The sequence below is a fragment of the Salmonella sp. 2018103 genome (genome assembly GCF_026247685.1).
Taxonomy (GTDB): domain Bacteria; phylum Pseudomonadota; class Gammaproteobacteria; order Enterobacterales; family Enterobacteriaceae; genus Salmonella; species Salmonella enterica.
On the sequence record NZ_CP111029.1, the window covers coordinates 1,276,538 to 1,300,724 of the forward strand.

General features: G+C 55.4%; 16 protein-coding genes. All 16 read left to right on the top strand.

The window, feature by feature from the left end:
• Window positions 1-64: 64 nt before the first annotated feature.
• The 16 genes from OLG56_RS06170 to sinH all read left to right on the top strand — a co-directional run bounded on the left by OLG56_RS06170 (window position 65) and on the right by sinH (window position 24,152).
• Window positions 65-4,999 (top strand): alpha-2-macroglobulin family protein, encoded by a 4,935-nt coding sequence (locus tag OLG56_RS06170; protein ID WP_061377275.1) that lies wholly within the window; start codon window positions 65-67, stop codon window positions 4,997-4,999.
• Window positions 5,000-7,315 (top strand): peptidoglycan glycosyltransferase PbpC, encoded by a 2,316-nt coding sequence (gene pbpC / locus OLG56_RS06175; protein ID WP_023201541.1) that lies wholly within the window; start codon window positions 5,000-5,002, stop codon window positions 7,313-7,315. It abuts the gene before it with no gap.
• 154 nt (window positions 7,316-7,469) lie between these two features.
• On the top strand, window positions 7,470-9,848 hold the full coding sequence (locus OLG56_RS06180; protein WP_061377276.1) for a DMSO/selenate family reductase complex A subunit: 2,379 nt from the start codon (window positions 7,470-7,472) through the stop codon (window positions 9,846-9,848).
• Window positions 9,845-10,474 (top strand): DMSO/selenate family reductase complex B subunit, encoded by a 630-nt coding sequence (locus OLG56_RS06185; protein ID WP_023214300.1) that lies wholly within the window; start codon window positions 9,845-9,847, stop codon window positions 10,472-10,474. Before OLG56_RS06180 ends, OLG56_RS06185 begins: the two co-directional genes overlap by 4 nt.
• On the top strand, window positions 10,467-11,276 hold the full coding sequence (locus tag OLG56_RS06190) for a dimethyl sulfoxide reductase anchor subunit family protein (protein WP_000544895.1): 810 nt from the start codon (window positions 10,467-10,469) through the stop codon (window positions 11,274-11,276). Before OLG56_RS06185 ends, OLG56_RS06190 begins: the two co-directional genes overlap by 8 nt.
• Window positions 11,276-12,139, top strand: coding sequence for a 4Fe-4S dicluster domain-containing protein (locus OLG56_RS06195; protein ID WP_061377277.1), 864 nt, complete (start codon window positions 11,276-11,278; stop codon window positions 12,137-12,139). The genes OLG56_RS06190 and OLG56_RS06195 overlap by 1 nt, the downstream gene beginning before the upstream one ends.
• Window positions 12,140-12,259: 120 nt before the next feature.
• The gene (gene ndk / locus OLG56_RS06200) at window positions 12,260-12,691 is read left to right on the top strand and encodes a nucleoside-diphosphate kinase (protein WP_000963846.1); all 432 of its coding nucleotides are present in this window, start codon (window positions 12,260-12,262) and stop codon (window positions 12,689-12,691) included.
• Window positions 12,692-12,897: 206 nt separating this feature from the next.
• Window positions 12,898-14,064: a dual-specificity RNA methyltransferase RlmN gene (gene rlmN / locus OLG56_RS06205; protein WP_000003213.1), complete on the top strand. Its 1,167-nt coding sequence runs from the start codon at window positions 12,898-12,900 to the stop codon at window positions 14,062-14,064.
• A gap of 292 nt (window positions 14,065-14,356) precedes the next feature.
• Window positions 14,357-15,361: a cytoskeleton protein RodZ gene (rodZ, locus tag OLG56_RS06210; RefSeq protein WP_061377278.1), complete on the top strand. Its 1,005-nt coding sequence runs from the start codon at window positions 14,357-14,359 to the stop codon at window positions 15,359-15,361.
• 26 nt (window positions 15,362-15,387) lie between these two features.
• Window positions 15,388-16,506: a flavodoxin-dependent (E)-4-hydroxy-3-methylbut-2-enyl-diphosphate synthase gene (gene ispG / locus OLG56_RS06215; protein WP_000551815.1), complete on the top strand. Its 1,119-nt coding sequence runs from the start codon at window positions 15,388-15,390 to the stop codon at window positions 16,504-16,506.
• A gap of 110 nt (window positions 16,507-16,616) precedes the next feature.
• Window positions 16,617-17,891: a histidine--tRNA ligase gene (gene hisS / locus OLG56_RS06220; RefSeq protein ID WP_001107141.1), complete on the top strand. Its 1,275-nt coding sequence runs from the start codon at window positions 16,617-16,619 to the stop codon at window positions 17,889-17,891.
• A gap of 13 nt (window positions 17,892-17,904) precedes the next feature.
• Window positions 17,905-18,525, top strand: a complete 621-nt coding sequence (locus OLG56_RS06225) for a YfgM family protein (RefSeq protein WP_000409190.1) — start codon at window positions 17,905-17,907, stop codon at window positions 18,523-18,525.
• Window positions 18,526-18,535: 10 nt separating this feature from the next.
• Complete coding sequence (gene bamB, locus OLG56_RS06230; RefSeq protein WP_001177071.1) at window positions 18,536-19,714, top strand: outer membrane protein assembly factor BamB; 1,179 nt, start codon at window positions 18,536-18,538, stop codon at window positions 19,712-19,714.
• A gap of 116 nt (window positions 19,715-19,830) precedes the next feature.
• Window positions 19,831-21,303 (top strand): ribosome biogenesis GTPase Der, encoded by a 1,473-nt coding sequence (der, locus tag OLG56_RS06235; protein ID WP_000249411.1) that lies wholly within the window; start codon window positions 19,831-19,833, stop codon window positions 21,301-21,303.
• Window positions 21,304-21,391: 88 nt separating this feature from the next.
• Window positions 21,392-21,613: a zinc ribbon domain-containing protein gene (locus tag OLG56_RS06240; protein WP_000406472.1), complete on the top strand. Its 222-nt coding sequence runs from the start codon at window positions 21,392-21,394 to the stop codon at window positions 21,611-21,613.
• 346 nt (window positions 21,614-21,959) lie between these two features.
• Entirely contained in the window at window positions 21,960-24,152 is a 2,193-nt protein-coding gene (sinH, locus tag OLG56_RS06245; protein ID WP_000252237.1) for an intimin-like inverse autotransporter SinH, read from the top strand.
• Window positions 24,153-24,187: the final 35 nt, after the last annotated feature.

The window sequence follows — 24,187 nt, forward strand, 5'->3', positions numbered from 1 at the left end:
AAATTTCTCGCGCATAATATCTCATCAACCGTTGCTGACAGGCCGTTAAGGCCAGGGATGAAAGATGAAACATTTACGCGTGGTGGCCTGCATGATCATGCTGGCGCTGGCGGGATGCGATAACAACGATAAAACCGCCCCGACGACTAAAAGCGAAGCTCCAGCCGTAGCGCAGCCCTCGCCCGCGCAAGACCCGGCACAGCTACAGAAGTTGGCGCAGCAAAGCCAGGGCAAAGCGCTCACGCTATTAGACGCCTCCGAAGCGCAGCTCGACGGCGCGGCGACGCTGGTGCTGACGTTTTCAATTCCTTTAGATCCTGAACAGGATTTCTCCCGTGTGGTTCACGTGGTTGATAAGAAAAGCGGCAGCGTTGACGGCGCATGGGAGCTGGCGCCAAATTTAAAAGAGCTAAGGTTACGTCATCTGGAACCTGAACGCGTGCTGGTGGTCACGGTTGATCCCGCCGTTAAAGCGCTGAATAACGCCACCTTCGGCAAGTCTTATGAAAAAACGATTACCACGCGTGATGTCCAGCCCAGCGTCGGCTTTGCCAGCCGGGGATCGCTGCTACCGGGGAAAATCGCGGAAGGACTGCCGGTCATGGCGCTTAACGTCAACCACGTTGATGTGAACTTTTTCCGCGTTAAGCCCGGATCGCTGGCGTCATTTGTCAGCCAGTGGGAGTACCGTAGTTCTCTCTCTAACTGGGAGTCCGACAATCTGCTGAAAATGGCGGATTTGGTTTATACCGGTCGTTTTGATCTTAATCCGGCGCGCAATACGCGTGAGAAACTGCTGCTGCCATTAAGCGATATTAAGCCGCTGCAACAGGCGGGCGTATATGTGGCGGTAATGAATCAGGCTGGACACTACAACTATAGTAATGCCGCTACGTTGTTTACCCTTAGCGATATCGGCGTGTCCGCGCACCGTTACCATAATCGGCTGGATATCTTTACGCAAAGCCTGGAAAACGGCGCGGCGCAGTCGGGAATTGAGATCGTTCTTCTGAATGATAAAGGTCAGACGCTGGCGCAGGCGACGAGCGACGCGCAGGGACATGTGCAACTGGAAGCTGATAAAGCGGCGGCGCTATTACTGGCGCGTAAAGAGGAGCAGACCACGCTGCTCGATCTCACGCTTCCGGCTCTGGATCTGTCGGAATTTAATGTCGCTGGCGCGCCCGGCTACAGCAAGCAGTTCTTTATGTTCGGCCCGCGCGATCTCTACCGACCGGGCGAAACGGTTATCCTCAACGGATTACTGCGCGATAGCGACGGTAAAACGCTGCCCGATCAACCCGTTAAGCTGGAAGTGGTAAAACCAGATGGACAGGTGATGAGTACCATCGTCAGCCAGCCGGAAAACGGGCTATACCGTTTGAATTATCCGCTGGATATCAACGCGCCGACCGGCTTGTGGCATGTCCGCGCCAACACCGGCGATAATTTGCTGCGGAGTTGGGATTTCCATGTGGAAGACTTTATGCCGGAGCGGATGGCGCTCAACCTGACGGCGCAAAAAACACCGCTGGCACCTGCGGATGAGGTGAAATTCTCCGTTGTCGGCTATTACTTGTATGGCGCGCCTGCTATCGGCAATACCCTGCAAGGGCAACTTTTCCTGCGTCCGCTGCGCGACGCTGTCGCGGCGTTGCCTGGTTTCCAGTTCGGCAATATTGCCGAAGAGAATCTTTCGCGCAGCCTGGACGAAGTTCAGCTTACGTTGGATAAAGGCGGGCGTGGTGAAGTGAGTGCTGCCAGCCAGTGGCAAGAAGCGCATTCGCCGCTGCAGGTGATTCTACAGGCCAGCCTGCTGGAGTCTGGCGGTCGTCCGGTCACTCGTCGCGTAGAGCAGGCGATTTGGCCTGCCGATACGTTACCGGGAATTCGTCCACAGTTCGCCGCCAAAGCGGTATACGACTACCGTACGGATACCACCGTTAATCAACCGATTGTCGACGAAGACAGCAACGCCGCATTCGATATTGTTTACGCCAACGCGCAGGGCGAGAAAAAAGCGGTGTCTGGTTTACAGGTGCGGCTCATCCGCGAGCGTCGCGACTATTACTGGAACTGGTCGGAAAGCGAAGGCTGGCAGTCGCAGTTTGATCAAAAAGATCTGGTAGAGGGCGAGCAGACGCTGGATCTGAACGCGGATGAAACCGGAAAAGTCAGCTTCCCGGTGGAATGGGGCGCGTACCGTCTGGAGGTCAAAGCGCCGAATGAGACGGTCAGCAGCGTTCGTTTCTGGGCCGGCTATAGCCGGCAGGATAACAGCGACGGTAGCGGCGCGGCGCGTCCGGATCGCGTCACCCTCAAACTGGATAAAGCGAATTATCGTCCAGGCGATACCATGAAATTGCATATCGCCGCGCCGGTCGCCGGTAAAGGTTATGCCATGGTGGAGTCCAGCGATGGTCCGCTGTGGTGGCAGGCAATCGATGTGCCGGCACAAGGTCTGGAGCTCACGATTCCGGTGGATAAAACCTGGAATCGCCACGATCTCTATCTCAGTACGCTGGTGGTGCGTCCCGGCGATAAATCTCGTTCCGCGACGCCAAAACGCGCCGTGGGGTTACTACACCTACCGCTGGGGGATGAAAACCGCCGCCTCGATCTGGCGCTGGAAAGCCCGGCTAAAATGCGCCCGAATCAGCCGCTCACCGTCAGGGTGAAAGCCAGTGTTAAACACGGCGAAATGCCAAAACAGATCAACGTGCTGGTCTCCGCAGTCGATAGCGGCGTATTGAATATCACCGATTACGCGACGCCGGACCCGTGGCAGGCGTTCTTCGGTCAAAAACGCTACGGTGCGGATATCTACGATATTTACGGCCAGGTCATTGAAGGGCAGGGGCGGCTGGCGGCGTTGCGTTTTGGCGGCGATGGCGACGACCTTAAGCGCGGCGGAAAACCGCCGGTAAACCATGTCAATATCATCGCGCAGCAGGCGCAGCCGATCACGCTCAATGAGCAGGGCGAAGGCGTCGTAACGCTGCCGATTGGCGACTTTAACGGCGAACTGCGGGTTATGGCGCAGGCATGGACAGCGGACGATTTTGGTCGTGGCGAAAGCAAAGTTGTTGTCGCCGCGCCAGTGATTGCCGAGCTGAATATGCCGCGTTTTCTGGCGGGAGGGGATGTTTCGCGACTGGTGCTGGACGTCACCAATCTGACCGACCGCCCGCAGACGCTGAATATTGCGCTCGCCGCCAGTGGGTTACTGGAACTGCTTAGCCAGCAGCCGCAACCGGTCAACCTGGCGCCGGGCGTGCGCACCACCTTATTCGTTCCGGTACGCGCGCTGGAAGGTTTGGGCGAAGGCGAAATCCAGGCGACCATTAGCGGTCTGAATCTGCCGGGAGAAACCCTCGGCGCGCAGCATAAGCAGTGGCAAATCGGCGTGCGTCCGGCCTGGCCTGCCCAAACGGTAAATAGCGGCATTGCGCTGGCGCCGGGAGAGAGCTGGCATGTACCAGAGCAGCATCTGGCAAACGTCTCGCCAGCCACGTTACAGGGACAACTGCTGTTAAGCGGAAAACCGCCGCTCAATCTGGCGCGCTACATTCGCGAGCTGAAAGCATATCCGTACGGGTGCCTGGAACAAACCACCAGCGGGTTATTCCCGGCGCTGTATACCAATGCCGCTCAATTGCAGTCGCTCGGTATTACCGGCGATAGCGATGAAAAACGGCGCGCCGCAGTGGATATCGGCATCTCACGGGTACTACAGATGCAGCGTGATAACGGCGGTTTTGCGCTATGGGATGAAGATGGGGCGGAAGAGCCCTGGCTAACGGCCTACGCGATGGATTTCCTCATTCGCGCGGGCGAGCAGGGATATAGCGTCCCGCCGGAAGCCATTAACCGGGGCAATGAGCGACTGCTGCGTTATCTGCAGGATCCCGGCACGATGCTGATTCGTTATAGCGATAATACCCAGGCCAGTACTTTTGCCGCTCAGGCTTACGCCGCGCTGGTACTGGCGCGTCAGCAGAAAGCGCCGCTCGGCGCGCTGCGCGAAATCTGGGAGCGCCGTAGTCAGGCGGCTTCAGGACTGCCGCTGATGCAATTGGGCATCGCGTTAAACACGATGGGTGATGCCAGACGCGGCGAAGAGGCCATTACGCTGGCGCTGAATACGCCGCGTCAGGACGAACGGCAATGGATAGCGGATTACGGCAGTTCTCTGCGCGATAACGCTCTGATGTTGTCGCTACTGGAAGAGAACAACCTCAGACCGGACGCGCAAAACGCGCTATTAAGCTCGCTTTCTGAGCAGGCCTTCGGTCAGCGCTGGCTCTCTACCCAGGAGAACAATGCCTTGTTCCTCGCCGCGCATTCGCGACAGGCCAGCGCGGGCGCCTGGCAGGCGCAGACCTCGTTAGAGGCGCAGCCGCTGTCGGGCGACAAGGCGCTGACCCGTAATCTGGATGCTGACCAGTTGGCCGCCCTTGAGGTGACGAACACCGGTAGCCAGCCGCTATGGTTGCGTCTGGATAGCAGCGGCTATCCCTCATCTGCGCCTGAGCCTGCCAGCAACGTTTTGCAGATTGAACGACAAATACTGGGGACCGATGGTCAGCGCAAATCGCTGTCCTCGTTGCGTAGCGGCGAACTGGTGCTGGTCTGGTTAACGGTAGTGGCCGATCGCAATGTGCCGGATGCGCTGGTGGTGGACCTGCTCCCGGCCGGACTGGAGCTGGAAAACCAGAATCTGGCTGACAGCAGCGCCAGCCTGCCGGAGAGCGGTAGCGAAGTGCAAAATCTGCTTAATCAGATGCAGCAGGCGGATATTCAGTATATGGAATTCCGCGACGATCGGTTTGTGGCTGCCGTCGTTGTCAATGAGGGCCAGCCCGTGACGCTGGTCTACCTGGCGCGCGCGGTAACGCCGGGGACGTACCAGCTTGCGCAACCGCAGGTGGAATCGATGTACGTGCCTCAGTGGCGGGCAACCGGCGCGAGCGAGGGGCTGCTGATTGTGACGCCTTAAATGAACGGTTGGCGTGGTAAACGTGGCCGCTGGCTGTGGCTGGCGGGCGCGCCGCTTTTTATTTTCCTGGCGTTATGGGCGGCGGATAAACTCTGGCCGCTGCCGCTCAATGAGGTCCATCCTGCGCGGGTCGTGGTAGCCCATGACGGTACGCCGCTGTGGCGCTTTGCCGACGCCGGGGGGATCTGGCGTTATCCGGTGACGATTGAAGAGGTCTCTCCCCGTTACCTGGAGGCCTTAATCAATTACGAAGATCGCTGGTTCTGGCGGCACCCTGGCGTTAACCCTTTCTCCGTCGCGCGCGCGGCGTGGCAGGATCTTACCGCCGGGCGCGTTATTTCCGGCGGCAGTACGCTGACTATGCAGGTGGCGAGACTGCTGGACCCGCATTCGCGCACGTTCGGCGGTAAAATCCGCCAGCTTTGGCGCGCCCTCCAGCTTGAATGGCATTTGTCCAAGCGCGATATCCTGACGCTGTACCTGAACCGCGCGCCGTTCGGCGGCACGCTACAGGGTATTGGCGCTGCAAGCTGGGCCTACTTCGGCAAGCCGCCCGCGCGCCTGAGTTACGCTGACGCGGCGCTGCTGGCCGTATTGCCGCAGGCGCCGAGCCGGTTACGCCCCGACCGCTGGCCTGCGAGAGCCGAAGCGGCACGAAATAAAGTGCTGGATCGGATGGCGGCTCAGGGCGTCTGGCCTGCCGAAACGGTACGCGAGTCGCGTGAAGAACCGGTCTGGCTGGCGCCGCGTCAAATGCCGCAACTGGCGCCGCTTTTTGCCCGAATGATGTTGAGTAAAAGCCAGAACGACAAAATTGTGACCACGCTGGACGCCGGATTGCAGCGGCAACTGGAAGATCTGGCGCGGGCATGGAAAGGGCGGCTGCCGGCACGCAGTTCGTTGGCGATGATCGTCGTCGATCATACCGATATGAGCGTGCGCGGCTGGGTAGGATCGGTAGACCTTAATGACGACAGCCGTTTTGGTCATGTCGACATGGTAACGGCGATCCGATCGCCGGGATCGGTACTCAAACCCTTTGTGTACGGTCTGGCGCTGGATGACGGCTTGATCCATCCCGCATCATTATTACAGGACGTTCCGCGCCGCACCGGAGATTACCGCCCGGGAAACTTCGACAGCGGATTTCACGGCCCGGTCAGCATGAGCGACGCGCTGGTACGCTCGCTGAATCTGCCTGCCGTTCAGGTGCTTGAAGCCTATGGGCCGAAACGATTTGCGGCAAAACTGCGTAACGTCGGCCTGCCGCTATATTTGCCTGCTGGCGCGGCGCCCAATCTTTCGCTGATTCTGGGCGGCGCGGGCGCGCGGCTTGACGAGATGGCGGCGGCATACAGCGCGTTCGCTCGTCATGGGAAAGCGGCGAAATTACGGTTACAGCCGGACGATCCGCTGTCGGAAAGACCATTAATGTCGCCGGGAGCGGCGTGGATCATTCGACGGATTATGGCGGATGAAGCGCAACCCTTGCCGGATAACGCGCTGCCGCGCATTGTGCCGTTGGCGTGGAAAACCGGCACCAGTTACGGCTATCGCGATGCGTGGGCTATTGGCGTTAACGCGCGCTATATCATCGGCATCTGGACAGGCAGACCCGACGGCACGCCTGTGGTGGGGCAATTTGGTTTTGCCAGCGCGGTGCCATTGCTTAACCAGGTCAATAATCTGTTACTGGCGCATACGGGACGCCTGCCGGAAGATCCGCGTCCGCAGACGGTAAGCCGCGGCGTCATTTGCTGGCCGGGCGGACAGACTCTGCCTGCCGGAGACAGCAACTGTCGCCGCCGACTGGCGACATGGCTGCTCGATGACAGCCAGCCGCCCACGCTGCTGTTACCTGAGCAGGAAGACATCAACGGTATTCGTTTCCCGGTCTGGCTGGATGATACGGGGCGGCGTGTCGCTGCCGACTGTCCGCAGGCGCGTGCGCATACGTTTATCGTCTGGCCGCGGCCGCTGGAGCCGTGGCTGCCGCCTGCGGAAAGACGTAGCGCCCGCTTGCCAGCGGCGTCCGACCACTGTCCGCCGCTGCAGGGCAATGATGCCGCGCCGTTAATGCTGTCAGGAGTGAGGGATGGCGCGGTGATCAGGCAATTGCCAGGCCAGGAAAACGTCACGCTGCCCGTCTCGACTACCGGCGGTAAAGGGCGTCGCTGGTGGTTTTTAAATGGCGAACCTGTTAATGGCGAAAATAATCGTCTTTCTTTATTACTCAATATCGCTGGACGTTATCAACTTGTCGTAATGGATGAGTCCGGTCAGGTTGCAGCGGTTAATTTTGAATTAATACGTTAACAACTCTTCAGAATAAATTATGAATTTCATTTAATTTAAAGTTAATGAGAATTATTAATTTTCCGGAATTACCCTTAATGAGGGAGCTTGATAAATATCAAGAGATCTAACACTTAAAAACGTGAGAATGGGTTTTTATTTGACGAGTCGGATCATGAAAAATATAAAAAGCCAGGGAAATGGCGAACAGCCCGCTATTTCTCGCCGCCATTTTATCCAGGCCAGCTCCGCGCTTATTGCGTTACCGTTTGTCTCCTCGCCAGCTACCGCTCAGGCGCGCGCTGTGACGGCAACTGAAAACAGGCCTGCGGAAAAAGTCGTCCAGACATGCAGTACTTTTGACTGCGGGGGCAAATGCGATATTCGGGCGCATGTCAGTGAAGGTATCGTGACGCGAATTTCAACGCGACCGGATAATGCGCTGGATGCGCAAATGCCGGTGATGCGTGCCTGTGTTCGTGGACGCGCATACCGTAAATTTGTTTATCATCCTGACAGACTTAAATATCCCATGAAGCGCGTAGGAAAACGCGGTGAAGGAAAATTCGAGCGAATTTCCTGGGATGAAGCGACAACCTTAATCGCCGATAATTTAAAATCGATTACTGAAAAATATGGCCCGGCTTCGCGCTATGTTCATGTTGGCACTGCCGTTTCCGGCGGCACCTTTTCCGGCGATAAAATGGCGCGTCGCCTGCTGAATCTGACCGGCGGCTATCTCGAAAGCTACCATTCTGTGAGTATGGGCAACACGGCGGCCGCAACGCCTTATACTTACGGCATTGCCGCCAGCGGCAGTTCGCTGGATACGCTTTTGGAGACCAAACTGGTGATTCTGTGGGGCCATAACCCGACGGAGACCATTTTTGGTCATACCAACTATTTCTTGCAGAAGATGAAGCAGAACGGTACGCGGTTTATCGTGGTCGATCCGCGCTATTCCGACACCGTTTCGTCGCTGGCGGATCAGTGGATCCCGCTACTGCCCACCACCGACAATGCGCTGATGGACGCGATGATGTACGTCATCATCAGCGAGAATCTGCACGATCGTGCATTTATTGCGCGCTACGCTATCGGTTTTGACGAAGACTCAATGCCGGAAGGCGTACCGGCTAACGAATCGCTGGTGGCGTATCTGACCGGCGCCAAAGACGGTGTCGTTAAGTCCCCCGAGTGGGCGGAAAAGATCACCCATGTGCCGGCGCAAACCATTCGCCAGTTAGCGCGTGATTACGCGAATACCAAACCCGCCGCGTTGATTCAGGGTTGGGGACCACAGCGCCACAACTGCGGCGAGCGCACCGCGCGCGGCTCGACCCTACTGGCGACCATTACCGGTAATGTCGGCATCAAAGGCGGTTGGGCTGCGGGTTACGGCGGCTGCGCTAACCGTAAATTTGCCGCGGGTCCGGAGATGCCGGATAACCCGGTAAAAGCCAAAATTTCGGTGATGAACTGGGTACAGGCCGCAGACGACGCCAGCAAAGTGACGCCGGATATGGGGCTGAAAGATGCCGATAAGCTGGACAGTAACATCCGTATTCTGTTCTCGCTGGCCGGGAACTATCTGGCGAATCAGAACCCCGATCTGCACCAGGCGGTACGCGTACTGGAGGATGAATCAAAGATCCAGTTTATTGTCGCCAGCGATCTGTTTATGACGCCGAGCGCGAAATACGCTGATCTACTGCTGCCGGAAACCAGCTTTATGGAACGCTGGAACATCGGTGAAACCTGGGGCACGGCAAGCTACCTGATACTCTCTGAAAAGCTGATCGAGCCTGAATTTGAGCGGCGCTCCGACTACGACTGGCTACGTGAGGTGGCGGCGAAATTAGGCATTGAGAATGAATTTAGCCAGGGGCGCGATGAGAAAGCGTGGATTGAACACATCTGGGAACAGACGCGCCTGGCGATGCCGGACGAAAATCTGCCGGATTTCGCCACGCTGCAAAAGACCCGTCAGCATCTGTTCAAAAGCGCGCCATTTGTCGCCTTTGAAGACAATATTCGCGATCCGGACAATCATCCGTTCCCGACGCCGTCAGGGAAAATAGAGATCTTCTCGAAGCGCCTGTACGACATGCAGCATCCGGAAATCCCGGCGTTATCGCACTACGTTCCTGCACATGAAGGCCCGGAGGATGCGCTGGCAAAAGATTTTCCGCTCCAGTTAATTACGTGGAAAGGAAAAAACCGCGCCAACTCAACGCAATACGCTAACCCGTGGCTGATTGAAGTGCAGCAGCAGACATTGTGGATCAACCCGCAGGATGCGCAAAAGCGCGGCATTACGCATGGCGACATGGTGCGCATTCATAACTCACGCGGGATTTGCGAAATCCCGGCGGAAGTGACGCCGCGCATTATTCCTGGCGTTGTCGCGATGCAGGCCGGCGCCTGGTGGCAGCCGGATGAGAACGGTATTGATAAAGGCGGCTGTGCGAACGTCCTCAGCTCGGCCCGTATTACCGCGCTGGCGAAGGGAAATTCACATCAAACCATGCTGGTGGAGGTGGCTAAAGCATGAGTCAGTTTACACATTACCCGCCGGTGAGCGATAAACAACTGGGGTTTTTCATCGACTCCTCACGCTGCTCCGGTTGTAAAGCCTGCCAGGTGGCCTGCAAAGACAAAAACAATCTGGAAGTAGGCCGTCGTTTCCGCCGCGTCTATGAAGTCAAGGGCGGAAGTTTCATCCCGACCGGGCAGGGCGGGGTCAGCAATAATGTATTTGCTTATACGCTTTCCATTTCCTGCAACCACTGTGCGGACCCTGTCTGCACCAAAAATTGCCCGACTACCGCTATGCATAAACGTCCGGGCGACGGCATCGTGCGCGTTGATACCGACAAATGCGTCGGCTGTGGCTATTGCGCCTGGTCCTGCCCTTACGGCGCGCCGCAGCTTAACGAGCAGACCGGCCAAATGTCCAAGTGCGACATGTGCGTTGATTTACTGGCGAAAGGTGAACCGCCCGTCTGTGTCGCGACCTGTCCGCTGGAGGCCATCAAGTTTGGCCCGATTGATGAACTGCGCGCGAAGTACGGTAGCGTATGCGACGTTTACGGGCTGCCAGATTCATCCATAACCAAACCTAATCTGGTTGTCAAAGCGCATCAGGGCGCAGAAAAAGAGGGTAAACGCCATGCATGAGTTACCGCTGCTGATTTTTACGCTCTGTTTGCAAGGGTCTGTGGGTGTGACAGTGTGGCTGGCGTTGGGCCGCCAGTACGCCGTAGAGGGACGCGTGCCTGCACGCGGCGCGCTTCCCGCGATGGCGGGGGCGTTTGTACTGGCCTGCGTGGGGCTGCTTGCTTCAGCGCTGCACATGGGCTATCCCCTGAATGCGCTAAATGCGTTACGTCATGTCGCCAGTTCGTGGCTGAGTCGCGAAATCGTCTTTGCCAGCCTTTATCTGGCGGCGCTGGGACTGGGGGTTGTGCTGCTGTTTTTCCGAAAGCCAGGCTGGCAGCCGCTGCTGGCGCTGGCGGCAGCGTTCGGGCTGGTGGATGTATTCTGCATGGCGCAGGTTTATATCCATGCCTCGGTGGCGACCTGGCAGCATAGCAACACGCTGGCGCTGTTCTTTGGCACGTCAGGCATTATCGGCTCGGTAGTCATTGCGCTGGCTTATCTGCGCAACGCTGGCGCCGCAATGCGCTGCGCTGTGGTGGTGGTCGCACTGATGGTGCTGATTCGCCTGATCATGCAGCCGCTATGGCTGGCGGATATTAATGCGGTGGATACGACGGTCGTCACTTTCCCGCATCATCCGCTACAGGCGCTGGCGCAGTTGCGTGACGTCTATCTTCTCGGCTGGTGTGTCTCAGCGGCGGGAATGCTCTGCTTTGCCGCAGGCGGTCTGCGAAACGCCAGAGGGACACTGGTGGCGGGCAGCGTATTGCTGCTTATCGGCGAGATTATGCTGCGCTACGTCTTCTTTAGTATTGGCTGATGGTTAACCTGACGATCGATCCGGCGGTAGACGTGACGCAGGCCTGCGTCCGTCGTCGCTTTCGTTTTTCTTCCTGCCGCGCTTGCGCCGATGTTTGTCCGGCGCAGGCGTTTTCGCTGGCACAGGGGCAGGCCAGCATAGATACGACGCGCTGCATAGCCTGTGGCGACTGTCTGTTTGTCTGTCCTGTTGACGCCATTACCGGTATCAAACCGGTTAAACGCTTTGTGCAGGGGGATACGTTGGTGGGGCCGTTTTCGCTACAGGCACCAACGGTCGATGAACTGCTTCTCTGGCACAGCCAGTACGGTATTCGCTTTATTGATATTGCGGTGGAGCGATCGGCGCAGTGGCTGATGGCGCTGGCGGGGCTAAATTTAGCGCTGCGCCGCTATGGCGAGCCGGGCTGGTCTTTCAAACACGTTGTCGGCGCGGAGATTAACGCCTCGCGGCGCACTCTGTTTCATGTCCCGCGCGACGCCATTACCCCGTGCGCCGTCGAGCCGGGGAAACGGCGTCTCAGACAGGCGTTTTCCGCGTTCAGCGAATGCGTACCCGAAATCAGTCCGCAAGAGTGCAGGATGTGCGGCGCCTGCTGGCGAAGCTGCCCGGAGAACGCTATCCAGTTTGACGACAATACCCTGACGATAGCGGCGGCGCGTTGTACGGGATGCGGCGGCTGTGCGGCGGTATGTCCGCATCAGGCGCTGCGGCTACGGTTTGACGTGGAACCCGCCTCAACGCGGCATAGTGCGGTGCATACGCTCACCTGCGAAAGCTGCAAACGTACTTTCCATGCTCTTACGTCTGAACACACGCACTGCGTGCTGTGTCAGTCCCATGAGTTTGCTGTGCGCCTTTAACTTTTGTTGCTAATGCTCATTTTATTTTAAAAAAATGTTACCTGCATCCATAGGCAATTGATGGGATGCTCTTTATAATCCGCGCCTGACATAACAACAGAACATATTTTAGAGGTAAACATGGCTATTGAACGGACTTTTTCCATCATTAAACCCAACGCGGTGGCAAAAAACGTTATTGGCAGCATCTTTGCGCGCTTTGAAGCTGCAGGGTTCAAAATTGTTGGCACTAAAATGCTGCACCTGACTGTTGAGCAGGCGCGCGGCTTCTATGCTGAGCACGACGGCAAGCCGTTCTTTGACGGTCTGGTGGAGTTCATGACCTCTGGCCCTATCGTGGTATCCGTGCTGGAAAGTGAAAATGCGGTACAGCGTCACCGCGATCTGCTTGGCGCCACCAATCCGGCGAACGCGTTGGCGGGTACGCTGCGCGCCGACTACGCTGATAGCTTAACTGAAAACGGCACCCATGGTTCGGATTCGCTGGAATCCGCGCAGCGCGAAATCGCCTTTTTCTTCGGTGAAGGCGAAGTGTGCCCGCGCACCCGTTAATCTCCTTCGTCTTTCACACTGTAAATGCGTTGGCGATAAATTATCGGTTCAAATATTATTTTTGCTAATGCCGCGTGCAGACGTGGCATCCTTACGCCAGAATTTGTACAATGCAGCGCCCCCGGACGAGCAGTAAGCTTACCGGGGCGTTTCTTTTTTCAACCCTCCAGGGGCCATAACGTGTAATAACGAGGCCGGAATAGCATATGTCTGAACAAATTGTCACACCTGAAAGCAGTACCCCGGTAGTTCCTAACAACGAAACAAAAATCAACCTGCTGGATCTCAACCGCCAGCAGATGCGCGAGTTTTTTAAAAACTTAGGTGAAAAGCCTTTCCGCGCCGATCAGGTGATGAAATGGATGTATCACTATTGCTGCGATAATTTTGATGAGATGACCGACATCAACAAAGTGTTGCGCGGCAAATTAAAAGAGGTCGCGGAAATCCGCGCGCCGGAGGTCGTTGAAGAGCAGCGTTCCTCAGACGGCACCATTAAGTGGGCGATTGCTGTCGGCGATCAGCGCGTTGAAACGGTCTACATCCCGGAGGACGACCGCGCTACGCTGTGTGTCTCTTCACAGGTAGGGTGCGCGCTGGAGTGCAAGTTTTGTTCAACTGCGCAGCAGGGCTTTAACCGCAACCTGCGCGTATCGGAAATTATCGGTCAGGTCTGGCGTGCGGCGAAAATCGTCGGCGCGGCCAAAGTCACCGGCCAGCGTCCGATCACCAACGTGGTCATGATGGGGATGGGCGAGCCATTGCTTAACCTGACCAATGTTGTACCGGCGATGGAAATTATGCTCGATGACTTTGGTTTCGGCCTGTCCAAACGTCGTGTCACGCTCTCAACGTCCGGCGTGGTGCCTGCGCTGGATAAGCTGGGCGATATGATAGATGTCGCGCTGGCTATCTCCTTACATGCGCCGAATGACACTATTCGCGACGAAATCGTCCCGATCAACAAAAAATACAATATCGAAACGTTCCTGGGCGCGGTTCGCCGCTATCTGGAGAAATCCAACGCCAATCAGGGGCGCGTGACGATTGAATACGTGATGCTTGACCACGTCAACGACGGCACTGAACACGCGCATCAACTGGCGGAGCTACTAAAAGAGACGCCTTGTAAGATTAATCTGATTCCGTGGAACCCGTTCCCTGGCGCGCCGTATGGCCGCAGCTCTAACAGCCGTATCGATCGCTTTTCTAAAGTTTTGATGAGTTATGGTTTCACGACCATCGTACGCAAGACGCGTGGCGATGACATTGATGCGGCATGCGGACAGTTGGCAGGCGATGTGATTGACCGTACTAAACGTACCCTGCGTAAGCGTATGCAGGGAGAGGTGATTGACATCAAGGCTATTTGATAGCAGTTGCGCCACTGTGCATTCATTATACCGTGGCGCAATGTCAGTTGAATAATGTCTGGCGTTGTACTTGTCTGGTCAATAATAACGGTGCGTTTTTGTCGACTTTAAGGCAGTATGTAACGGTGCAACAAGAGTTTAGCCTTGTGTCTTACGCGGTTTTGTCATCTGCGGCCTGACAGGCTTATACTGTCTGACTAAGGTTAACTAACCTGATGTTTCGCGGTGTGGGCGGGCATTACGGCTCGTCGGCGCCTGAATCCTAATTTACACGTACCTGTAGCTGTAGCGAATGAATACTGAAGCCACGCACGACCAAAATGAAGCACAAACCACCGGCGTTCGTCTGCGCAATGCCCGTGAACAACTCGGACTCAGCCAGCAGGCTGTCGCTGAGCGACTTTGCCTGAAGGTTTCTACGGTACGCGATATTGAAGAAGATAAGGCGCCGTCCGATCTTGCTTCAACCTTCCTGCGCGGATATATCCGCTCATATGCGCGTCTGGTGCATGTTCCAGAAGAGGAACTGCTGCCGGGGCTGGAAAAACAGGCCCCGCTGCGCGCCGCCAAAGTCGCTCCGATGCAGAGTTTCTCATTAGGAAAGCGTCGCAAAAAACGCGACGGCTGGTTAATGTCTTTTACCTGGCTGGTACTGTTTGTGGTCGTAGGGCTGACCGGCGCCTGGTGGTGGCAGAACCATAAGGCGCAGCAGGAAGAGATCACGACAATGGCCGATCAAAGCACGGCTGAACTGAACGCAGATAAAGACAGCGGCCAAAGCGTACCGCTGGACACCCGTGACGCGACAAGTCAGGATACGACGCCAGCGCAAACGGCTCCGGCTCCTGCGACGCCGGTTGATTCGACAGCGGCGACGCAAACGCCAGCGTCAACGGCAACGGCAACGCAAAATACGGTAGTCGCGCCTTCGCAGGCGAATGTCGATACGGCTGCGACATCTGCCGCGCCAGCGGCAACGGAAACGCCGTCCGCGTTGCCGACCAGTCAGGCTGGCGTAGCGGCGCCTGCTGCCGATCCGAACGCGCTGGTGATGAATTTTACCGCTGACTGCTGGCTCGAAGTCACTGACGCCACGGGTAAGAAGCTGTTTAGCGGTATGCAGCGTAAAGATGGTAATTTAAACCTAACAGGCCAGGCGCCTTATAAACTTAAAATTGGCGCGCCGGCCGCGGTGCAGATCCAGTATCAAGGAAAACCTGTCGATCTGAGCCGCTTTATCAGAACTAATCAGGTTGCGCGTCTGACCCTTAATGCCGAACCGACACCGGCGCAGTAACAGACGGGTAACGCGGGAGATTTTTCATGCATAACCAGGCTCCGATTCAACGTAGAAAATCGACACGTATTTACGTTGGGAATGTGCCGATTGGCGATGGCGCCCCCATCGCCGTCCAGTCGATGACTAACACGCGTACCACTGACGTGGAAGCGACGGTTAATCAGATCAAAGCGCTGGAACGCGTTGGCGCAGATATTGTTCGTGTTTCTGTACCGACCATGGACGCCGCCGAAGCGTTTAAACTTATCAAACAGCAGGTTTCAGTTCCGCTGGTTGCCGATATTCACTTCGACTACCGCATTGCGCTGAAGGTGGCGGAATACGGCGTTGACTGCTTGCGTATCAACCCCGGCAATATCGGTAACGAAGAACGTATTCGTATGGTGGTGGACTGCGCGCGCGACAAAAACATCCCTATTCGTATCGGCGTAAATGCCGGATCGCTGGAAAAAGATCTGCAGGAAAAATACGGTGAGCCGACGCCGCAGGCGCTGCTGGAATCAGCCATGCGCCATGTCGATCATCTCGATCGTCTCAACTTTGATCAGTTCAAAGTGAGCGTAAAAGCGTCCGATGTATTCCTTGCCGTTGAGTCTTATCGTTTGTTGGCTAAACAGATCGATCAGCCGCTGCATCTGGGGATCACCGAAGCAGGCGGCGCGCGTAGCGGGGCAGTCAAGTCGGCGATCGGTTTAGGTCTGCTGTTATCGGAAGGTATCGGCGACACGCTGCGCGTATCGTTGGCGGCCGACCCGGTGGAAGAGATCAAAGTCGGTTTCGATATCCTCAAGTCGCTGCGCATTCGCGCGCGCGGCATCAATTTCATCGCTTGCCCGACCTGTTCTCGCCAGGAGTTCGACGTTATCGGCACGGTGAACGCGCTGGAGCAGCGTCTGGAAGATATCATCACCCCGATGGACGTCTCGATCATCGGTTGCGTAGTGAACGGACCGGGCGAAGCGCTGGTATCGACGCTGGGCGTGACGGGCGGCAATAAGAAAAGCGGCCTGTATGAAGACGGCGTGCGTAAGGACAGACTCGATAACGACGATATGATCGCGCAGCTTGAATCCCGTATTCGCGCGAAAGCAAGTCAACTTGATGAAGCGCGTCGGATTGACGTGCTGCAGGTTGAAAAATAAGAACGTGATGGGAAGCGGCGCGCTTCCCGTGTATGATTGAACCCGCATGGCTCCCGGTTCGTTCGGGGAAGCGCTGAGGGTTCATTTTTATATTCAGAAAGAGAATAAACGTGGCAAAAAACATTCAAGCCATTCGCGGCATGAACGATTATCTGCCTGGCGAAACCGCCATCTGGCAGCGCATTGAAGGCACACTCAAAAACGTGCTCGGCAGCTACGGTTACAGTGAAATCCGCTTGCCGATTGTAGAGCAGACCCCGTTATTCAAACGCGCGATCGGTGAAGTTACTGACGTGGTTGAAAAAGAGATGTACACCTTTGAGGATCGCAACGGCGATAGCCTGACATTGCGCCCTGAAGGTACGGCGGGCTGTGTACGCGCCGGCATCGAACATGGTCTCCTGTACAATCAGGAACAGCGTTTGTGGTATATCGGCCCGATGTTCCGTCATGAGCGTCCGCAAAAAGGCCGCTACCGTCAGTTCCACCAGCTAGGCGCCGAAGTCTTCGGCTTACAAGGCCCGGATATTGACGCGGAGCTGATTATGCTGACCGCCCGCTGGTGGCGCGCGCTGGGCATCGCTGAACACGTTAGCCTGGAGCTAAACTCTATTGGTTCATTAGAGGCGCGTGCGAACTATCGCGATGCGCTGGTCGCGTTCCTCGAACAGCATCAAGAGACGCTGGACGAAGACTGCAAACGCCGCATGTATACCAATCCGCTGCGCGTGCTGGATTCAAAAAATCCGGACGTGCAGGCGCTGCTCAACGACGCGCCCGCTCTCGGCGACTATCTTGATGACGATTCACGCGAGCACTTTGCCGGCCTGTGTAAATTGCTGGACGCGGCGGGGATTGCCTACACCGTCAACCAGCGTCTGGTACGCGGTCTGGATTACTACAACCGCACCGTATTTGAATGGGTAACAAACAGTCTGGGGTCACAAGGCACCGTCTGTGCGGGTGGTCGTTATGACGGTCTGGTGGAACAACTGGGCGGTCGCGCTACCCCGGCAGTGGGCTTTGCGATGGGCCTGGAACGACTTGTTTTGTTAGTTCAGGCAGTTAATCCGGAATTTATTGCTTCTCCTGTTGTCGATATATACCTGGTAGCTGCCGGCGCACAAACGCAGTCTGCGGCAATGACGCTGGCGGAGCGGCTGCGCGATGAAATGCCAGGCGTGAAGCTAATGACAAACCACGGCGGCGGCAACTTTAAGAAACAGTTTGCCCGCGCCGATAAGTGGGGCGCCCGTATTGCACTGGTTCTTGGCGAATCTGAAGTCGCCGATGGGACTGTTGTAGTGAAGGATTTGCGCTCCGGTGAGCAAACGGCAGTGGCGCAGGACAGCGTCGCCGCGCATTTGCGCACTTTATTGGGCTAAGGAGAAGGACAGCGTGGAAATTTACGAGAACGAACACGACCAGGTGGATGCGATTAAACGCTTCTTTGCCGAAAACGGCAAAGCGCTGGCTGTCGGAGTGATTTTAGGGGTTGGCGCGCTGGTTGGCTGGCGTTACTGGAGCAGCCATCAGACGGAGTCCGCGCGTGCTGCTTCTCTGGCGTATCAAAATGCGGTGACGGCGGTAAGCGCCGATAAGCCGGATAGCATTCCGGCCGCTGAAAAATTCGCGGCTGAGAATAAAAATACCTATGGTGCGCTGGCGTCTATGGAACTGGCGCAGCAGTTTGTGGATAAGAATGAACTTAAAAAAGCCGAAGCCCAGTTGCAGCAGGGGTTGGCGGCCACCAGCGATGAAAATCTCAAAGCGGTGATTAATCTGCGTCTCGCTCGCGTTCAGTTGCAGCTTAAGCAAGCTGATGCCGCGCTGAAAACTCTGGATGCCGTTAAAGGCGAAGGATGGACGGCCATTGTCGCTGATTTGCGCGGCGAAGCGTTGCTGAGTAAGGGTGATAAAAAAGGCGCGCGCAGCGCATGGGAAGCGGGCGTCAATAGCGATGCTTCTCCGGCGTTGAGCGAAATGATGCAGATGAAAATCAATAATTTGTCCATCTGAGAGGGACCCGATGCAATTGCGTAAATTACTTCTGCCAGGGTTGCTTTCCGTTACCCTGCTCAGCGGCTGTTCACTGTTTAGCGGCGAAGAAGATGTCGTCAAGATGTCTCCATTACCGCAGGTTGAAAACCAGTTTACCCCGACCACTGTCTGGAGTACCTCTGTCGGTAACGGAATTGGCGAATTTTATTCTAACCTTCATCCGGTAATGGCAGATAACGTGGTCTATGCAGCCGATCGCGCGGGCGTGGTAAAAGCGCTCAATGCGGATGATGGCAAAGAGATCTGGTCTGTGAATCTGGGCGAGAAAGACGGCTGGTTCTCTCGTTCGTCCGCGCTGTTGTCCGGCGGCGTCACGGTCGCGGGCGGTCACGTCTATATCGGCAGTGAAAAGGCCGAGGTTTATGCGCTGAATACCAGCGACGGTACCACAGCATGGCAGACGAAGGTCGCAGGCGAAGCGTTGTCTCGCCCGGTTGTCAGTGATGGAATCGTCCTTATCCATACCAGCAACGGTCAGTTGCAGGCGCTAAATCAGGCGGATGGCGCCATTAAATGGACGGTGAACCTGGATATGCCTTCGCTATCACTGCGCGGCGAATCTGCGCCGGCAACCGCGTTCGGCGCGGCTATCGTTGGTGGTGATAATGGCCGCGTCAGCGCCGTGTTGATGCAACAAGGCCAGATGATTTGGCAACAGCGTATCTCCCAGGCCACTGGCCCAACGGAAATTGACCGTCTGAGCGACGTTGATACCACGCCGGTTGTGGTAAACGGCGTCGTTTACGCGTTGGCGTATAATGGTAACTTAACGGCGCTGGATCTGCGCAGTGGTCAGATTATGTGGAAACGCGAGCTGGGTTCGGTCAATGACTTTATCGTCGACGGCGACCGTATCTACCTGGTCGATCAGAACGATCGCGTGCTGGCGCTGACCACTGACGGCGGCGTAACGCTGTGGACGCAAAGCGATCTGCTGCACCGTTTGCTGACCTCCCCGGTACTGTATAATGGTGATTTAGTCGTCGGCGATAGCGAAGGTTATCTGCACTGGATTGATGTTGATGACGGGCGTTTTGTGGCCCAACAAAAAGTAGACAGTTCCGGTTTTCTGACCGAACCGACGGTGGCGGATGGTAAACTGCTCATCCAGGCCAAAGACGGTACGGTCTACGCGATTACGCGTTAATCGTCACGGTTGTGCGTTTTAAAAAACGGCTCCTGGTGTAGGGGCCGTTTTCCTGTTTTTAACAATGGCGCAAAATGCGCGCGTTGTCTGATGATTTTTTTAATGAGGCTTTAAACATGGTACCTGTGGTCGCGCTTGTCGGGCGCCCTAACGTCGGAAAATCCACGCTATTTAACCGTCTGACCCGCACCCGAGATGCGCTGGTTGCGGATTTCCCGGGTCTGACTCGTGACCGTAAGTACGGTCGTGCGGAGGTTGAAGGCCGCGAGTTTATCTGTATCGACACCGGCGGTATTGACGGCACCGAAGATGGCGTCGAAACGCGGATGGCTGAACAGTCGCTGCTGGCGATTGAAGAAGCGGATGTGGTGTTATTCATGGTAGATGCGCGCGCTGGCCTGATGCCGGCGGATGAAGCGATTGCCAAACATCTGCGTTCCCGTGAAAAACCGACCTTCCTGGTGGCGAATAAAACGGATGGTCTCGATCCCGATCAGGCGGTTGTCGATTTTTACTCGCTGGGATTAGGCGAAATTTACCCTATCGCCGCCTCACATGGTCGCGGCGTATTGAGCCTGCTGGAACATGTGCTTCTGCCGTGGATGGATGATGTCGCGCCGCAGGAAGAGGTGGATGAAGACGCGGAATACTGGGCGCAGTTCGAGGCGGAACAAAATGGCGAAGAAGCGCCGGAAGATGATTTTGACCCGCAAAGCCTGCCGATAAAGCTGGCGATTGTTGGTCGCCCGAACGTAGGTAAGTCCACACTCACTAACCGTATTCTCGGCGAAGAGCGCGTGGTGGTATACGACATGCCGGGCACTACTCGCGACAGCATTTATATCCCGATGGAACGCGACGAACGGGAATATGTGCTGATTGACACGGCGGGGGTGCGTAAGCGCGGAAAAATCACCGATGCGGTAGAAAAGTTCTCGGTGATTAAAACGTTGCAGGCGATTGAAGACGCTAACGTCGTACTGTTGGTCATCGATGCGCGCGAGGGGATCTCCGACCAGGATTTGTCTCTGCTGGGCTTTATCCTCAATAGTGGGCGCTCACTCGTTATCGTAGTCAACAAATGGGATGGCCTGAGTCAGGAAGTCAAAGAGCAGGTGAAAGAGACGCTGGATTTCCGTCTGGGCTTTATTGATTTTGCCCGCGTTCATTTTATCTCTGCGCTGCACGGCAGCGGCGTCGGCAACCTGTTTGAGTCCGTACGCGAGGCTTACGACAGTTCCACTCGCCGGGTGAGCACTGCGATGCTGACCCGTATCATGACGATGGCGGTGGAAGATCATCAGCCGCCGCTGGTGCGCGGTCGCCGTGTGAAACTGAAATATGCCCACGCTGGCGGCTATAACCCGCCGATTGTGGTTATTCACGGCAACCAGGTAAAAGATCTGCCAGACTCCTATAAGCGCTATCTGATGAACTACTTCCGCAAGTCGTTGGAAGTGATGGGGACGCCGATTCGCATTCAGTTTAAAGAAGGGGAGAACCCGTATGCGAACAAGCGTAACACACTGACGCCAACGCAAATGCGCAAACGTAAGCGTCTGATGAAACATATCAAGAAAAGCAAGTAATGCTTTTTCAGTAATATTCCAGGCCTGACAAGCGCTGCGCTATCAGGCCTTTCAAGTAAAAGTGAGTCACGCGCCTGAGGAGAATGTTATGGAAATAACCTGTCCCGTTTGCCATCACGCGCTGGAGCGCAATGGCGATACAGCGCATTGCGAGACATGCGCTAACGATTTCTCGTTACAGGCAATTTGTCCTGACTGCCGCCAGCCGTTACAGGTTTTGAAAGCCTGCGGCGCAGTGGACTATTTTTGCCAGAACGGTCATGGTTTAATTTCAAAAAAACGGGTTAACTTCGTCATTTCCGATCAATAAAACCGCTGTCGACGTTGCGCCGCAGAGCAGAGGCGCCGACGTCTTATCCGGCTAAGGACAAAAGCGTTATTCGATACTCCCGTAATATCAGCATCGTATCCTGCCCGGTAGCTATTTTATTCTTTTTATTTATTCAACTATTTATAGGGAATATTATTTCCGAAAATTAATATTAGAAATAAATAATAGCTTTCTTTTTTATTTATTATATCAATATTATAAATCTGTTTCATATTAATATTTTCTTTTTAGGAATATATTTAGGTCTGTTAGTTATGATTCCATCTGAATCATCCATATAATATCTTTTCATAGCGGCGTGTTTATTTAACGACAGGGATATCATATGGTGCGAAGGATTCGCATTCTGGTTTTGCTATTAGTGTCTGGAGTATCAGTTGCGGCTTCCGGCGCAGATAACTCTGTATCTGCAAATGATGAAAGCCACTCCTCCCTGCCTGATTTAGCCAGCGAATCCGCGAAAAAAGAAGAACAGGAAAATAAAGGAAAGACCTTTAAAGAACAGGGCGCTAACTACTTTATTAATTCCGCCACCCAGGGCTTTGATAATCTCACTCCGGAAGCGCTGGAATCCCAGGCGCGCGGTTATATTCAAGGGCAAGTCACGTCTTCTGCGCAATCCTATCTCGAAGGTATGCTTTCGCCTTATGGTAAAGTGCGCACCAGTTTATCTATTGGCGAAGGCGGCGATCTGGACGGCAGTTCGCTGGATTATTTTATTCCCTGGTATGATAACCAGAGCACGCTTTTCTTTAGCCAGATTTCGGCTCAGCGTAAGGAAGACCGCACCATTGGTAACGTTGGGCTTGGCGTGCGCCAGAACGTCGGCAACTGGCTGCTTGGCGGCAACGCATTCTATGACTACGATTTTACGCGCGGTCACCGTCGATTAGGTCTGGGAACCGAAGCCTGGACGGATTACCTGAAATTCTCCGGCAACTATTACCATCCTCTTTCTGACTGGAAAGATTCCAAAGATTTCGACTTTTATGAAGAACGACCCGCGCGCGGCTGGGATATCCGCATGGAAAGCTGGCTGCCGTTTTATCCGCAGCTTGGCGCTAAATTAGTTTATGAACAGTACTACGGCGATGAAGTGGCGCTGTTTGGCACCGATAACCTGCAAAAAGATCCTCATGCCGTTACCGTCGGACTAAATTACACGCCGGTACCGCTGGTCACGGTTGGTACGGATTACAAAGCCGGTACTGGCGATAGTAACGATTTTAGCGTTAACGCGACCGTGAACTACCAGATAGGCACGCCGCTGGCGGCGCAGCTCGATCCGGAAAACGTTAAAATTCAGCACTCCTTAATGGGCAGCCGCACCGATTTTGTCGATCGTAACAATTTCATCGTTCTCGAATATCGCGAGAAAGATCCGCTGGACGTCACGTTGTGGCTGAAGGCCGACGCCACCAACGAACACCCGGAATGCGTGATTGAAGATACGCCTGAGGCCGCGGTGGGTCTGGAAAAATGCAAATGGACTGTCAACGCGCTGATTAACCACCATTACAAAATTATTTCTGCTTCCTGGCAGGCGAAAAATAACGCCGCCCGTACGCTGGTGATGCCGGTGGTGAAAGCGGATGCGTTAACCGAAGGTAACAACAACCGCTGGAATCTGGTGCTTCCTGCCTGGGTTAACGCCGATACCGAAGAGCAGCGCACCGCCCTGAACACCTGGAAAGTACGCATGACGCTGGAAGACGAAAAGGGCAATAAGCAGAATTCCGGCGTGGTGGAAATCACTGTCCAGCAGGATCGCAAAATTGAGCTGATCGTCGACAACATTGCCGATACCGATCGCAGCGATCATAGCCATGAAGCCAGCGCGTTGGCCGATGGCGAAGACGGCGTGGTGATGGATCTCCTGATCACCGATTCCTTTGGCGACGCCACGGATCGCAATGGTAACGAACTGGTGGACGATGCCATGACGCCCGTGTTGTACGACAGCAATGATAAAAAAGTCACCCTGGCCCAGACGCCCTGCACTACGGAAACCCCCTGCGTGTTTATTGCCAGCCGTGATAAAGAAGCGGGGACGGTGACGCTTTCCAGCACCCTGCCGGGCACTTTCCGCTGGAAGGCGAAAGCAGACGCCTATGGCGACAGTAACTACGTTGATGTCACTTTTATCGGCGACAACCTGAGCGCGCTGAATGCGGTGATTTATCAGGTCAAAGCCGCCAACCCTGTCAACCTTATCGGCAAAGAAGATAAGCACCCTACGGTCAATAATACCTACCGTTTCCTGCTGTGGCGCGACAAGAATAAAGACAATGTTTTTCAGATGTCCGAGCAGCTCACGGAAGAAGAGATGGCGCTGTACGACTACCAGTGGGAGTTTACCGGGCAGAGTACAAACGGACATACCGGCGCGCTGGCCAACACCATGAATGAAGATCTTGTCCTGCCAGTAACCAATAAAGAGGCGGCACAGAAGTTTGCCGCCAATGAGGAAGATGGCGTTCAGGGTTACGGCATACGCGTTACGTATAGCCAGAAATAGCGTCAGCGTTATGGCTGACCAGCCAGCCGCTGAAT

Bases quoted from the DNA above. Each gene is read 5' to 3' on its own strand.
- OLG56_RS06170 (WP_061377275.1), top strand. From the start codon at position 65: ATGAAACATTTACGCGTGGTGGCCTGCATGATCATGCTGGCGCTGGCG.
- pbpC (WP_023201541.1), top strand. From the start codon at position 5,000: ATGAACGGTTGGCGTGGTAAACGTGGCCGCTGGCTGTGGCTGGCGGGC.
- OLG56_RS06180 (WP_061377276.1), top strand. From the start codon at position 7,470: ATGAAAAATATAAAAAGCCAGGGAAATGGCGAACAGCCCGCTATTTCT.
- OLG56_RS06185 (WP_023214300.1), top strand. From the start codon at position 9,845: ATGAGTCAGTTTACACATTACCCGCCGGTGAGCGATAAACAACTGGGG.
- OLG56_RS06190 (WP_000544895.1), top strand. From the start codon at position 10,467: ATGCATGAGTTACCGCTGCTGATTTTTACGCTCTGTTTGCAAGGGTCT.
- OLG56_RS06195 (WP_061377277.1), top strand. From the start codon at position 11,276: ATGGTTAACCTGACGATCGATCCGGCGGTAGACGTGACGCAGGCCTGC.
- ndk (WP_000963846.1), top strand. From the start codon at position 12,260: ATGGCTATTGAACGGACTTTTTCCATCATTAAACCCAACGCGGTGGCA.
- rlmN (WP_000003213.1), top strand. From the start codon at position 12,898: ATGTCTGAACAAATTGTCACACCTGAAAGCAGTACCCCGGTAGTTCCT.
- rodZ (WP_061377278.1), top strand. From the start codon at position 14,357: ATGAATACTGAAGCCACGCACGACCAAAATGAAGCACAAACCACCGGC.
- ispG (WP_000551815.1), top strand. From the start codon at position 15,388: ATGCATAACCAGGCTCCGATTCAACGTAGAAAATCGACACGTATTTAC.
- bamB (WP_001177071.1), top strand. From the start codon at position 18,536: ATGCAATTGCGTAAATTACTTCTGCCAGGGTTGCTTTCCGTTACCCTG.
- der (WP_000249411.1), top strand. From the start codon at position 19,831: ATGGTACCTGTGGTCGCGCTTGTCGGGCGCCCTAACGTCGGAAAATCC.
- OLG56_RS06240 (WP_000406472.1), top strand. From the start codon at position 21,392: ATGGAAATAACCTGTCCCGTTTGCCATCACGCGCTGGAGCGCAATGGC.
- sinH (WP_000252237.1), top strand. From the start codon at position 21,960: ATGGTGCGAAGGATTCGCATTCTGGTTTTGCTATTAGTGTCTGGAGTA.